The sequence below is a fragment of the Mesorhizobium sp. GbtcB19 genome (assembly GCF_019091085.1).
GTDB lineage: Bacteria > Pseudomonadota > Alphaproteobacteria > Rhizobiales > Rhizobiaceae > Mesorhizobium.
In genome coordinates this window covers 601088-614933 of record NZ_JAGXJY010000001.1, presented here as the reverse complement: position 1 = coordinate 614933, position 13846 = coordinate 601088, and the positions used below count along the sequence as shown (strand labels likewise).

Annotated in this window: 14 protein-coding genes; 6 read left to right on the top strand and 8 right to left on the bottom strand. The window is 64.7% G+C overall.

Features of this window, described 5'->3' with window-relative positions; all coding sequences use genetic code 11:
• Nucleotide 1: 1 nt before the first annotated feature.
• The 3 genes from KVT37_RS02920 to KVT37_RS02910 all read right to left on the bottom strand — a co-directional run bounded on the left by KVT37_RS02920 (nt 2) and on the right by KVT37_RS02910 (nt 3460).
• On the bottom strand, nt 2–1846 hold the full coding sequence (locus KVT37_RS02920; RefSeq protein WP_217569429.1) for an aminopeptidase P family protein: 1845 nt from the start codon (nt 1844–1846) through the stop codon (nt 2–4).
• A 98-nt stretch (nt 1847–1944) separates the two neighbouring features.
• The gene (locus tag KVT37_RS02915; RefSeq protein ID WP_217569427.1) at nt 1945–2817 is read right to left on the bottom strand and encodes a 50S ribosomal protein L11 methyltransferase; all 873 of its coding nucleotides are present in this window, start codon (nt 2815–2817) and stop codon (nt 1945–1947) included.
• A gap of 58 nt (nt 2818–2875) precedes the next feature.
• On the bottom strand, nt 2876–3460 hold the full coding sequence (locus KVT37_RS02910; protein ID WP_217569425.1) for an SCO family protein: 585 nt from the start codon (nt 3458–3460) through the stop codon (nt 2876–2878).
• Nucleotides 3461–3666: 206 nt separating this feature from the next.
• Between KVT37_RS02910 and KVT37_RS02905 the strand changes: the two genes are divergently transcribed.
• From KVT37_RS02905 to KVT37_RS02890, 4 genes are all read left to right on the top strand, one after another.
• Nucleotides 3667–4173 (top strand): cytochrome b, encoded by a 507-nt coding sequence (locus tag KVT37_RS02905; protein ID WP_217569423.1) that lies wholly within the window; start codon nt 3667–3669, stop codon nt 4171–4173.
• A gap of 140 nt (nt 4174–4313) precedes the next feature.
• Nucleotides 4314–4742, top strand: a complete 429-nt coding sequence (locus tag KVT37_RS02900; protein ID WP_112100036.1) for a CreA family protein — start codon at nt 4314–4316, stop codon at nt 4740–4742.
• A gap of 59 nt (nt 4743–4801) precedes the next feature.
• Entirely contained in the window at nt 4802–5443 is a 642-nt protein-coding gene (locus tag KVT37_RS02895) for a DapH/DapD/GlmU-related protein (RefSeq protein WP_217569421.1), read from the top strand.
• Nucleotides 5444–5773: 330 nt separating this feature from the next.
• Nucleotides 5774–6205, top strand: a complete 432-nt coding sequence (locus KVT37_RS02890) for a low affinity iron permease family protein (protein ID WP_217569419.1) — start codon at nt 5774–5776, stop codon at nt 6203–6205.
• A 7-nt stretch (nt 6206–6212) separates the two neighbouring features.
• On the opposite strand, the gene KVT37_RS02885 is transcribed toward KVT37_RS02890, so the two are convergent.
• A complete protein-coding gene (locus KVT37_RS02885; protein WP_217569417.1) occupies nt 6213–7079 on the bottom strand; it encodes an SDR family NAD(P)-dependent oxidoreductase in 867 nt (288 codons plus the stop codon).
• Between the two features lie 131 nt (nt 7080–7210).
• Here KVT37_RS02885 and KVT37_RS02880 point away from each other — a divergent pair, with 131 nt between their 5' ends.
• A complete protein-coding gene (locus KVT37_RS02880; RefSeq protein ID WP_217569415.1) occupies nt 7211–7492 on the top strand; it encodes a hypothetical protein in 282 nt (93 codons plus the stop codon).
• Between the two features lie 3 nt (nt 7493–7495).
• Here KVT37_RS02880 and KVT37_RS02875 read toward each other — a convergent pair whose 3' ends face one another.
• Nucleotides 7496–8071 carry a TMEM175 family protein gene (locus KVT37_RS02875; RefSeq protein ID WP_217569413.1) on the bottom strand — a complete coding sequence of 192 codons (576 nt, stop codon included), beginning with the start codon at nt 8069–8071 and terminating at the stop codon, nt 7496–7498.
• A 137-nt stretch (nt 8072–8208) separates the two neighbouring features.
• On the opposite strand from KVT37_RS02875, the gene KVT37_RS02870 reads away from it, so the two are divergent.
• Nucleotides 8209–9417, top strand: a complete 1209-nt coding sequence (locus tag KVT37_RS02870; RefSeq protein WP_217569411.1) for an MFS transporter — start codon at nt 8209–8211, stop codon at nt 9415–9417.
• Between the two features lie 3 nt (nt 9418–9420).
• Here the strand turns inward: KVT37_RS02870 and KVT37_RS02865 are convergent, their stop codons facing one another.
• From KVT37_RS02865 to KVT37_RS02855, 3 genes are all read right to left on the bottom strand, one after another.
• Entirely contained in the window at nt 9421–10893 is a 1473-nt protein-coding gene (locus KVT37_RS02865) for an MATE family efflux transporter (protein WP_217569409.1), read from the bottom strand.
• Between the two features lie 91 nt (nt 10894–10984).
• Nucleotides 10985–12400, bottom strand: coding sequence for an esterase-like activity of phytase family protein (locus tag KVT37_RS02860; RefSeq protein WP_254633796.1), 1416 nt, complete (start codon nt 12398–12400; stop codon nt 10985–10987).
• Nucleotides 12401–12737: 337 nt separating this feature from the next.
• The gene (locus KVT37_RS02855; RefSeq protein WP_217569405.1) at nt 12738–13763 is read right to left on the bottom strand and encodes a LacI family DNA-binding transcriptional regulator; all 1026 of its coding nucleotides are present in this window, start codon (nt 13761–13763) and stop codon (nt 12738–12740) included.
• Nucleotides 13764–13846 lie beyond the last annotated feature (83 nt).

Here is a 13846-nt window from a genome sequence, read left to right as displayed (position 1 = left end):
GTCAAATCTTGGCGTCGTGCGGCAGCGGCGCGGTCGCCTTCTCCAGCCAGGCCAGCGTCTCGCCGTCGACCATCGGGCCGATCTCGGCCAACACCCAGGCGTGATATTGATCGAGCCAATGCAGCTCGTCGCGGGTGAGCAGGTCGGTGCGGATGAGCCGCTTGTCGATCGGCGCCAGCGTCAGCGTCTCGAAGGCGTGCATGGCGATGTCGCCGCCTTCGATTTGCTCGGCCTGCGTGACCAGAATCAGGTTCTCGATGCGGATGCCGTAGGCACCTTCCTTGTAGTAGCCGGGCTCGTTGGACAGCATCATGCCGGCAAGCAGTTTTTCGGTGCCGGTGCGGGCGATGCGCTGCGGGCCTTCATGCACGGCAAGGTAGGAGCCGACGCCGTGGCCGGTGCCGTGGGCGAAATCGCAGCCATGCTTCCACAGCGCCATGCGGGCGACGGCGTCGATTTCCGAGCCGCGTGTGCCGGCGGGGAAACGCAGCGTCGAGATGCCGATCATGCCCTTCAGCACCAGCGTGAAACGCTCGCGCATTTCCTCGGTCGGCTGGCCGATCGGCACGGTGCGGGTGATATCGGTGGTGCCGTCCTGATATTGGCCGCCGGAATCGAGCAGGAACAGTTCGCCGCTCTCGAGCTTGCGGCTGGTGGCGCGCGAGACGCGGTAATGCATGATGGCGCCGTTCGGGCCGGCACCGGAAATCGTGTCGAAGGAGACGTCGCGCAGCGGCATCTGCGTTTCCTCGCCGGTTCGCCGGCGCATCTCCTCGAGCTTGGTGACGACGGCGATTTCGTCGAGCGTGCCGGGCTTCTGGCGGTCGAGCCAGCAAAGCAGTTTGGCGACCGCGGCGCCGTCGCGGCGATGCGCGGCGCGGCTGCCGGCGATCTCAGCCTGGTTCTTGGTGGCGCGCGGGATGCGGGCCGGGTCGGAGGCCTGCACGACCATGCCGCCATTGTCCTCGACAAGCATTCTCAGCTTGTCAGCCGCCAGCACAGGATCGAGCGCGATCTTGGCTCCGTCCTTTGCCAGGTCGACGATTGCCGCTTCGAACTCGTCCGGATCATGCGGATCGGCGAGCTGGGTGAGGTATGCCGCGACCTGGCGCGGGAATTTGCGCTGATCCATGAACAGCTGATGCTTGCCGTCGGCGGCGAGGATGGCGAAGCCGAGCGCCAGCGGCGTGTGCGGCACGTCGCCGCCTCGGATGTTGAACACCCAGGCGATGGACGAGGGGTCGGTGAGCACCGCATGGGTCGCGCCTTCCTTCTCGATCGCACGCGCCAGCCGCGCCAGCTTGTCCTTGGCGAGCTCGCCGGCAAAGGCGATCGGGTGAAGCTCCACCGGCGCGCGCGGCGGCTCGGGCTGGTCCTTCCAGATGATGTCGATGGGATTCTTGTCGAGCGGCACCAATGTCGCGCCGGACTGCTCGGCAGACGCCTTCAGCGCCTTGACCTCGCCGATCGTATGCAGCCAGGGGTCGAAGCCGAGCCTCGCGCCCTTGCCGAGATTGTCCTTGATCCAGCTGGCCGGCGGGTTGTCGATGAGGCTCTCGATTGCGAAGATGCCGAGGTCGACTTCGTTGCGAACCTGCAACGTGTAGCGGCCGTCGACGAAGACGAAGGCGCGGTCGCGCAGCACGATGGCGACACCGGCGGAACCGGAAAAGCCGGTCAGCCATTTCAGCCGCGCCGAGCGGTCGGCGACATATTCGCCCTGGTGCTCGTCCGCGCGAGGCACCATGAAACCGTCGAGACCGTTTTCGGCCAGCCATTGCCGCAGCAGCGCCACGCGCGGCTTGCCGACGGCCGGATCGCCAGCGGAATCAAAGGTCTGGAACATTGTGGCATCTCCCTCGAATGGCTTGCCGCGACCGTAGCGCATACGCCTGGAAACCGGAATCGGTTTCGGCAGGGCCAGGCTGGATTGATCGGGTCTGATCACCGCTTCAGGTGGATGGTCACCCAGCCTTCGCGGTGAAGCGTGCGGACATGGCGGAAACTCTGGCCGACATAGGCCGAGATCACGGCGTCGCGCTGCCGGTCGAGGATGCCGGAGAGCACCAGCGAGCCGCCGAGCCTGATGTGCTTGGCCATCTCCGGCGCGAGCCGCATCAGCGGCCGCGCCAGGATGTTGGCGACGATGAGATCGAAAGGCGCGCGCCTGGCGAAGATCGGATGATGAAAGCCCGGCGCCGTCACTGTCTCGACCAGCGCCTTGACGTGGTTGAGGCGGGCGTTGGCGGCAGCGACGCGGACGGCAACCGGATCGATGTCCGTCGCCAGCACCGGGATACGCGCGAGCTTGGCAACCGCGATCGCCAGCACCGCGCTGCCGGTGCCGAGATCGAGCGCGTTGCGCGGCCGCTCGCGCTGCACCACCTGCTCCAGCATTTCGAGGCAGCCGGCCGTGGTGCCGTGGTGGCCGGTGCCGAAGGCAAGGCCTGCCTCGATCTCGATGGCGAGATCGCCGGCGTGGCGTTTGGCCCGGTCATGCGAACCATGGACGAAAAAGCGGCCGGCGCGGACCGGCTTCAGGCCTTCCAGCGAGCGCGACACCCAGTCCACGTCAGGCAGGACCTCACGCTCGACCGGTTTCTGCAGGCCGAGACCGGCGAGGATATCCTTGACCAGCGCCTCGACGGGGTCGACGTCGCCGTCGGCATAGAGCGACACTTCGTGGATGTCTTTTTCCTCGTCGAGTTCCAGCACGGCGATCGGCAGGCCGTCGTCCTCGAAGGCAGCGTCGAGCGCCGCGAAGATGCGGTCGGCCTCGAGCTTGCTGGCGGTGAGATGTAGACGGGTCTGCGACATCAGAAAGACTCATGTTTGAACATGATCTTTTCCGAAAACCGGTTCCCACTTTTCGGGATCATGTTTGACCCCCAGCTGCCAGCCGCTTCAGCTTGGCGATAGCGGTGTCGGCGCTCTCGCCATAGGCGATGGTGCCGGCGAAATCGCCCTTGGCGTTGAGCAGCAGCACGGAGGCCGTATGGTCCATCGTGTAGTCGCCGTCGCCGGTATCGACCTTCTTCCAGTAGATGCCGAAGGCCTTGGCCATGGCGTGCACCTTGTCCGGATCGCCGGTGATGCCGGTGATGCGGTCGGAAAAATTGCTGACATAGGTGTTCATCGTCTCCGGCGTATCGCGCTCCGGATCGACGGTGACGAAATAGGCGTTGAGGTTCTTGCCGCTGTCGCCCATCGTCTTCAGCCAGCCGGCGAGCTCGAACAGGGTCGTCGGGCAGACTTCCGGACAGTGGGTGAAGCCGAAGAACACGACGCTCGGGTGGCCCCTGAAGGCCGCCTCGGTGATCGGCGCGCCTTTCTGGTCGACCAGCGTAAAGGGCGCGCCGTAGGGCTCGCCGCCATAATGGCTCCGGTACCAGTCGAATGTCAGCCAGCCGATGCCCGCCGCCATCAGGACGAGAATGCCGACCAGGATTGAACGCATCATCAGTGAATGTCCGTCGCGATTGCTTTGGCCGGAAGCCGGTTTGGCCACAGTCTTAACGGGTCGGCGGCGGTCGCGCAAAGATGTCGCGTTGCCGCAATCGGCTGGACAGGCCGATCGCGTGGTGGACCATTACCGATCCTTAATTTGACCGGCTTGGCTGCCCAATTATCTTCCATTCCATAAGACCTTCGTGATGGAGCCACCTGATGGCCGGCGCGCCAGTATCGTCCTATTCGAAGACCCAGATCTGGCTGCACTGGAGCATCGCGGCGCTCATCCTGGTCCAGTTCCTCGCGCATGACGGCATGCAACATGTCTGGCGCGCTCTGCGCCGCGGGCAGGAAGCCGCCGCCGGCGACTGGCCGCTGGCCTATATGCATGTCGTGCTCGGCCTCGCGCTGCTGGTCCTCGCCGCCTGGCGGTTGTGGCTGCGGGAGACACGCGGCGTTCCACCTGTTTCAGGCATGGAACATCCGGCGCTGCAGCTGCTCGCCAGGCTGACGCATCTGGTCATCTACGCGCTGATCTTCATCGTGCCGCTTTCCGGCGCGGCGGCATGGTTCCTGCAGGTGCCCGGCGCGGGCCTTGTGCATGTCCTCGGCAAGAACATCCTGTTCTATGTGGTGCTGCTCCACATCGCCGGAGCGCTCGTCCAGCATTTTGTCCTCAAGTCGAATGTGCTCAGGCAGATGCTGGCCTTCCGCCAGGCATAGCGTGTTCGCCGTCGTCGGGCGGCTTGCAAACGCCACGATCCTGTCCCACCTGACATCGGCAACGCCAACCGAGGAGGCTTCCTTTGCGAAAACTGATCGGCTTGTTCGCCGCATGTCTTGCCCTCAGCGCCGGCGCGGCCATGGCCGACGAGGTGGGCAAAGTCGGTGTCGACTGGGTCGGCAACGACATCATGATCGATGCCATCAAGGACCCGAAGGTCGACGGCGTCACCTGCCATGTCGCCTATTTCGACCGCAGCATCATCGACCGGCTGCACAAGGGCAACTGGTTCGAGGATCCCTCCGATTCGTCGATCTCGTGCCGCCAGACCGGGCCGATCACCATCGGCGACATCGATATGGGCGAAGGCGGCGAGGAAGTGTTCAAGCAGGGCCTCAGCCTGATCTGGAAGAAGCAGGTGGTGAACCGCATCTACGACAAGAAGAACGAGACGCTGATCTATCTGTCGCATTCGCGCCAGGTGCAGAACGGCTCGGCCAAGATGTCGGTCACGACGGTGCCGCTCTATGGCCAGAACGTGGTGTGGACGAAGGGCAAGCCGCAATAGGTTCGAGCGGATTATGTGTCCCGCTTGCGGGAGCAATCGCTCGGGCGTAAAGCCCGAGCATGGACCGCCCTGAAAACCTCGTTCTCAAGGACCCCGAGCCGCGCATCCATCCGACCGCGGAGCTGAAGGCATGCAAGCTCGGCCGCTATGCCTCGATCGGCGAGCGGGTGATTCTGCGCGAGGTGAGCGTCGGCGACTTCTCCTATTTCGAGCGTCATTCGGAGGCGATCTACACGACCATCGGCAAGTTCTGCTCGATTGCCGCCAACAGCCGCATCAATGCGCTCGAGCACCCGATCGAGCGGCTGACGCAGCACAAGATCAGCTACCGGCCGAACGAGTATTTCCGCTGGCTGGGCGTCGACACGGCTTTCCGTGCGAGGCGGCAGGCAAAATCGGTCAGCATCGGCCACGATGTCTGGATCGGCCATGGCGCGGTCGTCATGCCGGGCGTCGCGATCGGCAACGGCGCCGTCATCGGCGCCAATGCGGTGGTGACGCATGACGTTGCGCCCTACATGATCGTCGCGGGCGTTCCGGCAAAGCCGTTGCGCCAGCGATTTGAACCCGACATCGCCGCGCGCATCGAAAGCCTCGCCTGGTGGGACTGGGCGCCCGAGAAACTCGCCCGGGCCATTCCCGACATGCAGGCCATGCCGATCGAGGCTTTTCTCGATTGCTGGGAAGACAATACGCACTGACACACAGAGAACGCGGTCAGGAAGCATGACGGCGCTGCCCGGATGTTACGCTTCGGTGTCGGGAGTGGTTGCCCCTTCCGCCATGCGGGGGTGGCGCAGCGGAAGGGGCTGGAGGTAAACCGCCGTGAAGCGGAAGGAACAGGCTCTCTTGCCTGCACCGGTACTATCGCAAGCAAACCGATAAGGTGTTTCTTCACGCGCCTGCGCTTCCTGCGTGCATCCGATTGCGACCCTCCGGTGGCCAAGAAAGTTCAATCCCTGGGAACCGCAAGCAGCGGCAGTTTGTTTCTTCGCAAATGCCTGCGCGTCCACGGTTTTCGAGGGATTTCGATGATCGAGAGGATTTTCACCGCGATAGCCAACCGGGTGGCGCATCTGGCGGGCCTGCCGTGGACCTTCGCCACCTGCGTGCTGATCGTGGTCGTATGGGCGGCAAGCGGTCCGATCTTCGGGTTTTCCGACACCTGGCAACTGGTCATCAACACCGGCACCACCATCGTCACCTTCCTGATGGTGTTCCTGATCCAGAACACGCAGAACCGCGACGGCGCGGCAATCCAGGCCAAGCTGGACGAACTGATCAGGGTCAGCCGTGCCCACAACCAATTCATCGGCATCGAGCACCTGACGGAATCGGAGGTCGAGGAGATCCGCGACAAATGCGAGGCGGCGGCGAAACGGCATGACCGCAAGATCGCCGACATGGCGGCCAAGAAGGCCGTGGCCGGCAAAACCGGCGCCAAGAAGAAAACCGCCGCTTGAGCGGATGTCAGCGGTTCATGAAGGCGGCGAAGGCGTCCTTGTGGTCGGGATGCCAGCGCGACAGAGCGGGGCGGTTCTCGATGATGTCGCCGACCGCCCAGGCCATGCGCTTTTCATCCGTCGGTCGCGCGACCTCGTTGTCGGGGCACAGGATGTAAAAGTCGTCGTCCAACAGCGATGCCAGCATGAAGTCGATCACCTGTTCGCCGGTCCAGGCACCGGCGGGTTTTTGCGTCGCGCCTTCGGTCAGGCCGGTATAGGTGAAGCCGGGGATCAGCAGATGCGCCGAAACTTTCGCGCCAGGCTCGTTGCGCAGCGCATGCGCCAGCCCTTCGGTAAACGTCTTCACGCCGGCCTTGGAGACGTTGTAGGCGAGATTGCCGGGCGGCGTGGTGATGCCTTGCTTGGAGCCGGTGTTGATGATCAGGCCCGGCTTGCCGGCAGCGAGCATGCGCGGCGCGAAGGCCTCGACGCCATGCACGACGCCCCAGAAATTGATATCCAGCAGCCGCTTCCAGGCGTCGCGGTTCTCCCAGGGCTTGCCCGGATTGTTGCCGACGCCGGCATTGTTCATCAGCACCGACACCGCGCCGAAGGCGCCGTAAGCGAGATCCGCCAGCCGGTCGATCTCTTCCGCCTTGGAGACGTCGGTGGGAATCGGAAGCACCGCATCGTCGCCGGCGATCGCCGCAACCGCTTCCTTGGCCTGGTCGAGGCGCACGCCGCCGATGTCGGCCAGCACCGTCTTCATGCCCATCGCCGCGAAGCGTTTCGCGGCGGCAAGGCCGATGCCGCTGGCGCCGCCGGTGATGACGGCGACGTTGCCGGAAGCGAAAGCGGGCAGGGCGGTCTGGATTTCGGCGTCGCTGGTCATGATCTTCATCCTCGTTCGGGTCGGGCCGAACTTAACGCCGGGCGCCGCCGAGGCAAGGCCGGTTCGTCTGCAACGGGTTGACCACCGCAACGCCCGCCGCGCATGTTGTCCCGAAAAAAGGAGCTCGGCATTTGACCGACTGGATCGGAATCCTGAAGGAGCAGACCGTCAACGGCGACCAGATGGGCCGCGAAGTGCCGAAGATGCTCGCCAATCCCGACATCAGCGAGACGCAGGTGAAGACGCTGTTCGCGGCACTGGAGAAGCAGGCGGAATTCGCCGAGAAGCTGCGGCTGGCGCTGGAGAAGTTCGGCCACGACTTCCCGATCATCAAGGCGGCGGAACGGCTGGAGGAGCGCTATGCCGACCTTGCCGCCTCGGCGGCCGAGAAGCTGAAGGCGATGCGGGAGTAGGCGCTATTTCTCAACCAGCCGCTCGAAGCGCTTGTCCGGCACGAACCAGACGGTCGCCACAAGCACATAGATCGCCACACTGACCCACTGGTTGAAGAAGCTCAGCAGCACGGCGACGATATAGAGCGCCAGCGAGATCTTGCCCTTTTTGTCATGGCCGACCGCCTTGGCGAAGGTCGTGTCGGCGCCGTGCAGATGACGAAGCTTGATGACCAGGATGGTATAGGCGACGGCGCAAAGCGCTAGGTCGATGCCATAGACGGCCACCGGCACCGGGGCAAAATGGTTCTCGCCCATGAAGGCCGTGGTCACCGGCATCAGCGACAGCCAGAACAACAGGTTCAGATTGGCCCACAGCACGCGTCCGTCGACGCGCTGCACGGTGTGGAACATGTTGTGCAAATTGTTCCAGTAGATGCCGACATTGATGAAGGAGAGCACATAGCAGAAGAAGATCGGCCATAGCGGCACAAGAGCCGAGAAATCCTCGCCATGCGGCACTTTCAGCTCTAGCACCATGATGGTGATGATGATGGCGACGACGCCATCGGTGAATGCCTCGACCCGTCCCTTGCCCATGATTCCTCCCTCGCTCTCGGCAGACGTTACGGGAGGACGATGCGCCTGACCATCCTGCCAGGATTGTCAGGAGGAGATTAGGTGGTCGGAACAGCGCCACTAGATAGGCGTTGGGCTTGCAACCTCCGGAGGTGGCCATGGCCAGCTACGCTCAAACCATGACTCGTGACAATGAGCTTCGCGGCGGTGCCGCCAAGGCCGCCGTCGCCGCCATGATCGCCGCGCTTTTTGCCGGCAGCACCGCGCTGACGCCGCTTTACGTGATTTACAAGCAGGCCTTCGGCTTCTCGCAGATCACGCTGACGCTGGTTTATGCCGTCTACGTCGTCGGCAACCTGACAGCGCTCTTGTTTTTCGGCCGGGTGTCGGATGTCGTCGGCCGCCGTCCCGCCGCGCTCGCCGCGATGGCGGTTGCGGTGGTCAGCGCGCTGCTTTTCCTCTTTGCGGAAAACCTCGCCTGGCTCGATATCGCGCGCATTCTCAGCGGCCTTGGCATCGGGGTCGGCGCGGGCGCCGGCACAGCCTGGCTGGCCGAACTGATCGAAGGCCAGGACAAGTCGCCTGCCGCGGTCATCGCCACCAGTACCAATTTCATCGGTCTCGGCGTAGGCGCGCTGGTGTCGGGGCTGCTTGCCCAATATGCGCCGTGGCCGCTCAGGCTGACATTCGCGGTCTATCTCGTCCTGCTTGCGCTGGTCACTTTGCTGATCTGGCGCACGCACGAAACGGTCTCCAGCCCCGGACGGCTCTCCGACGTCTCGCTGCGGCCACGGCTTTCCGTGCCCGACGACATCCGCGCCCAATTCGTCGCGCCGGCGGTGACGGGCTTCGGAGCGATGGCGCTGGTCGGCTTCTATGCGGCGCTGGCGCCAAGCATTTTGGCGCAGCAGCTGCATGCGACCAACCATGCTGAAGCCGGCGGGCTTTTCTTCGAGCTGTCGATCGTGGCGGCGGCGACAATCGTCGGCACCACATGGCTCTCCAGCCGCTCCACCATGCTCGCCGCGCTGGTGCTGATGATCCCGACCGTGGCGCTGATCGTGGCGGCGCAGGTCTATGCCTCGACGGCGTTGATGATCATCGGGACGGCGGTCTGCGGCGTGGCGGCGGCGCTCGGCTATCGCGGCGGCCTGCAAGTGGTGAACCAGATAGCGCCGGCCGACCGCCGCGCCGAAGTGGTATCGGCCTTCTTCATCTGCTGCTTCTGCGGCAATGCGCTGCCGGTGATCGGCATCGGCGTCCTGTCGAGCCTGACCAATGCCACCGCGGCAAGCCTGGCCTTTGCCGGCATGATCACCGTGTTTTCGCTCGTGGCGCTCGGCTTCGGCGCCAAATACGCGCGCTAAATTTCAACCTGCCGGTGTCTCCGGCGCAAGATTGGCGCGCTGGCGCGGCATGCCGAGACCGGTGTCCGGCGGTTCGCCGGCGGCCGGGCGATCCTCGATCATATGCATGGTCCGCCACCGGCCGAAGCGATAATAGGCGGCGGCCAAAAGCAGGGAGGTGATCGAGCCTGCTGGAAAGCTCCACCACAGCGCCTCCTGGCCGATCCAGCTTCGGAAGTAATAGGCGAAGCCGGTGCGCACGATCAGCACCGATATGACCAGAATGATGAGCGGCGGCATGACCGCGCCGGTGGCGCGCACCGTGGCGAAGAGCACGATGGTGATGCCGAACAGGATGAAGGACCAGGACGCCGCCTTGTTGATGTGGGCGGCGATGTCGATCGCTGTGCCGTCGCCGCTGAGGAACAGACTGAGCACGGCGCGGTCGAAGACGAAGAGCAGCGCCACCAGCGCGCCGGTCAACACCAGGTTGAAGCCGACACCGGAGGCCGCGACCTTGCCGATGCGGTCCCAGCGGCCGGCGCCGACATTCTGCGCCGCCATCGAGGAGACGGCGGCGCCGATCGCGAGCGCCGGCATCTGGATATAGGTCCAGAGCTGCGCGGCGATGCCATAGGCGGCGGCGACCTGCGAGCCGTAGGAATTGACGATGCCCATCACGGTCAGCGCGGCAGCCGAGATGACGATCATCTGCAGGCCCATCGGGATGCCCTTGGAGACGACGATGCGCAGCAGCGCCGGATCGGGCCGCAGCAGAGCGAGGTCGGCGCCGGCCAGCCGCAGCGGATGCTTGCGGACATAAAGCACGATCAGGATGGCGATGACGCTCACCGTTTGGCCGATCAGCGTCGCGGTGGCCGAACCGGCGATGCCGCGCGCTGGGAAGGGGCCGATGCCGCGGATCAGCAGTGGATTGAGGACGACGTCGAGAACGACCGCCAGCGCCATGAAGACAAACGGCGTGCGCGAGTCGCCGGCGCCGGGCAGCACGGTCATGACGAAGGACAAAAGGTTCATCATCGGCACGGCGACGAAGATGATGCGCAGGTAGCTGCGCGCCAGCGGCAGCGCGTCGGCCGGCGTGCCGAGCCCGTTGAGGATGGCGTCGACCCAGATCCAGCCGCAGACGGCGAATATGACCGAGATGAGGAAGAAAAAGCTGGCGCTGGTGCCGACGATACGCTTTGCCTCGGGGAGGTCGCGGGCGCCGACCGATTGCGCCACCAGGATGGTTGCTGCCATGCCGATGCCGAAGACGGTGCCGAGGATCAGGAACAGCACCAGATTTGCGTTGGAGGTCGCCGTCAGCGCCGCCTCGCCGAGGAAGCGGCCGACCCAGACCGCGTTGATCGAGCCATTCAGCGACTGCAGCACATTGGAGCCCAGCACCGGCAGCGCGAACAACAGCAGCGTGCGTGGGATCGGCCCGCTGGTCAGGTCGCCGACGCGCGGGCGGGCGGGTTTTTTGTCATCCATGGCAGGCACCGGAAATGAGTCAGGCCTGCGATGCTATCGCAGGCCTGAGACGCATGCACCCTTTTCCGGGCGAGCCAGATGGCCAGGTGACTTACTGGGTGTTGTTGGAAAGGCCGGGCAGGGTGACCTGATAGACCAGGAAGGTGGTGTCGACATTGGCGCCATCCTCGGCCTTGTAAGGCGCGCCGACCTGGAAACCGTCTTGGGTCAGGAAGTCGTTGTCGTTGGCGACGAACAGGAAATAGTCGTCGGGCAGCTTCGGATCGAGCACCGGCGCCAGCGACATCGCCTCCCACTTCTCCGAGAGGTTGTTCTTGTCGTTCGGCGCGCCATTGTGCAGGCCGAAGCGGCCAAGCTCGCCCTTGTCGTTGATGTCGATGAATGGCGTCAGCTTCGCCGGCGTCACCGAGGCATCGACGACGCCCTTCGGCGCGACCGGCTTGTCGGCGGCGTCGAACGGACCGTTGGCGATATCGGTCGCGCCGGAGAGGTCGACGATCTCGATCTTGCGATAGAGCGACTCCTCGCCCTTCAGGCCCTGGCCGTTGCCGCTGTCGCGCGCCAGCATCAGGAAGCTCTTGTCGGAGAGCGCGACGATCTCGCTCTGCGCGGCTACCTTGGTCTTGCCCTTGGCATCCTTGAACGCCGGCAGCGGCACGACATATTCATGCGCCAGCTTGAGATGGGCGAGATCGGAGGCGTGATAGACCAGCGCCCTTGTGTTCTGGCGGGTCGAGCCGGAATCGCCGCCATCCTGACGGGTTGCCGACTGCAGCACGGCGATCAGGAACTTGCCGTCCGGCGTCATCGACATGCCTTCGAGGCCCTGGTTGTTCTGGCGGCCGGTCTCGGGGTCCTTCGGATCGGGCTCGGCCGCGCCCGGGCCCGGATTGTCGGAAGCGAAGTTCGGCTTGCCATGGCGCATCGGCACCAGGGCCGCCGGCGGCTGCGTGGCCGACATCAGGCGGCCTTCGGCCGAGAAGCGGTAGATGTTCGGACCATACTCGTCGGAGATGAACATGGTGCCGTCGGGCAGGCGCACGATCGCCTCGTCGTCCAGCGCCAGCTTGCCGTTGTCGGCCTGCGGCAGGATCGGCATGTCGCCGGCGGCCGGGCGCACGCCGTTCAGCGGATCAAGGCCGGTGGCATCAGTGCCCTTGTCATCGGTCAAAAGCATGGTGTCGGCCAGCGTCGCCTTCACGCCCGACTGTTCCTGGCCGGCGGCGGGCGCGGCACCCGGCACGGTCGGGGAGAGCTCGATCGCGATCGTGTTGAGGCGAGGGCGATAATCGGTGGTGCCGACGACATTGTAGCCGCGGTCCGGCAGCAGCCAGAGCGAACCCTTGTAGCCGGCGCCATCCCGCGCCCAGCCCTTGGTGTCGATCGCCATGCCGGAACCCGAACCGAAGGTCTCGCCGAACTTGTCCTTCTGGCTGGCGGGAATACGCCCGACGCCGACGAGGCCCTTGTTGACATAGGCAACGCCATCGGCGAGCGCCGGGGTCATGGCGGTGAACAGGGCAAGTGCCGTGCCGAGCACGACGGTTCGGTTGAGATGTTTCATGGATATCCCCTTCGTGACGAGCAGAGCGGCCATTGGCTCGAAAGGGCGCGGCATCGACAACGCGGCCAGCCCTTGCCGTCGAGCGGTCTAGGACTTGAACGTGATGGTTGCGTGACAGTTTTCCCTTCTCCCCTTGTGGGAGAAGGTGTCGCCGAAGGCGACGGATGAGGGGTGTTCCAGGGAATGCCGACGTCTCACTCCGCTGGAACACCCCTCATCCGTCTCGGCGCTGCGCGCCGATCCACCTTCTCCCACAAGGGGAGAAGGGAAGAGCTTGCGCTCAATCGCTCTCTCTTGCGATCAGCTCCAGCGGCCAGACCTCACGCATGATGCGCGTGCCTTCGGGGCCGGCGAAGGCGGGAAGGGAGGCGAGCAGCATCTCTGCCAGCCGCCGGCCCATCGGTTCCAGCGACGGACGGAAGGCCGTCAGCGCCGGCGAGAAGTAGCGGCAGAGCGGCGTGTCGACGATGACGATCACCGCGATGTCGTGGCCGGGCCTGATGCCCATCTCGGCCAGCGCCTTGCAGCCGCCGAGCGCCATGGCGTCATTGTTGAAGATGATGGCTGTCGGCCGTTCCTTGGAGGCCATGACGCGCGGCGTCACCTGGTAGCCGCCGGCCTCGTTGATGAAGCCGTCGGCGATCAGGCCGGGGTCGACTTCGATGCCGTGCCGCTTCAGCGCCTTGCGATAGCCGTCGAGGAACAGGTAGCCGAAGTTGAGATCATGCGAAGGGCGGATGGCGGCAATGCGGCGGTGGCCGCGCGCGACCAGCCGGTCGACCGCGTCGCTGCCGGCCTTCTCGAAATCGATATCGAGCGAAGGATAGGTGTCGCCGCCTGATTGACTTCGGCCAAGCGTGGCGAAGGGAAAGCCGGCCTTGCTGAGATAGTCGATCCGATCGTCTTCGCGCCGTGTATTGGCCAACACGACCGCGTCGGCTCGACGCGTCTCAACCACGCGGCGCAGCCTCTCCTGCTGATATTGGCCGGGCTCACCCATGACGACCATCAGATCCAGATCATGCTCGGCGAGCCGCGCCTGCAGACCGGTCAGGAACGGGATGAAGAACGGCTCGCCATATTGCTGGTCGCCGGGATGCGGTTGCAGCATGAAGGCGATTGAACGTGTGGCGCCCTGGCGCAGGCTGCGGCCCGACTGGTTGGGCGAATAGTTCAGCTGTCTCGCTGCTTCCAGCACGCGCTGGCGCGTGTCGGCATTGACGTCGGCGCGGCCGTTCAGCGCGCGCGACACGGTGCCGATCGAAATGTTCAGATGACGCGCAAGGTCGTGAATGCTGGACGCCAAGAGCCGCTCTCCCCGCACCTTGGCTAGCACCGGCTGCCGCTCAGGCCAAGGCTTCGGGACGATTTTCACGGACAGCCGGTTGA

What these genes read in the sequence shown, in the direction of transcription:
- KVT37_RS02920 (WP_217569429.1), bottom strand. Translation starts at nt 1,846, where the DNA reads ATGTTCCAGACCTTTGATTCCGCTGGCGATCCGGCCGTCGGCAAGCCG.
- KVT37_RS02915 (WP_217569427.1), bottom strand. Translation starts at nt 2,817, where the DNA reads ATGTCGCAGACCCGTCTACATCTCACCGCCAGCAAGCTCGAGGCCGAC.
- KVT37_RS02910 (WP_217569425.1), bottom strand. Translation starts at nt 3,460, where the DNA reads ATGATGCGTTCAATCCTGGTCGGCATTCTCGTCCTGATGGCGGCGGGC.
- KVT37_RS02905 (WP_217569423.1), top strand. Translation starts at nt 3,667, where the DNA reads ATGGCCGGCGCGCCAGTATCGTCCTATTCGAAGACCCAGATCTGGCTG.
- KVT37_RS02900 (WP_112100036.1), top strand. Translation starts at nt 4,314, where the DNA reads ATGGCCGACGAGGTGGGCAAAGTCGGTGTCGACTGGGTCGGCAACGAC.
- KVT37_RS02895 (WP_217569421.1), top strand. Translation starts at nt 4,802, where the DNA reads ATGGACCGCCCTGAAAACCTCGTTCTCAAGGACCCCGAGCCGCGCATC.
- KVT37_RS02890 (WP_217569419.1), top strand. Translation starts at nt 5,774, where the DNA reads ATGATCGAGAGGATTTTCACCGCGATAGCCAACCGGGTGGCGCATCTG.
- KVT37_RS02885 (WP_217569417.1), bottom strand. Translation starts at nt 7,079, where the DNA reads ATGACCAGCGACGCCGAAATCCAGACCGCCCTGCCCGCTTTCGCTTCC.
- KVT37_RS02875 (WP_217569413.1), bottom strand. Translation starts at nt 8,071, where the DNA reads ATGGGCAAGGGACGGGTCGAGGCATTCACCGATGGCGTCGTCGCCATC.
- KVT37_RS02870 (WP_217569411.1), top strand. Translation starts at nt 8,209, where the DNA reads ATGGCCAGCTACGCTCAAACCATGACTCGTGACAATGAGCTTCGCGGC.
- KVT37_RS02865 (WP_217569409.1), bottom strand. Translation starts at nt 10,893, where the DNA reads ATGGATGACAAAAAACCCGCCCGCCCGCGCGTCGGCGACCTGACCAGC.
- KVT37_RS02860 (WP_254633796.1), bottom strand. Translation starts at nt 12,400, where the DNA reads ATGACCCCGGCGCTCGCCGATGGCGTTGCCTATGTCAACAAGGGCCTC.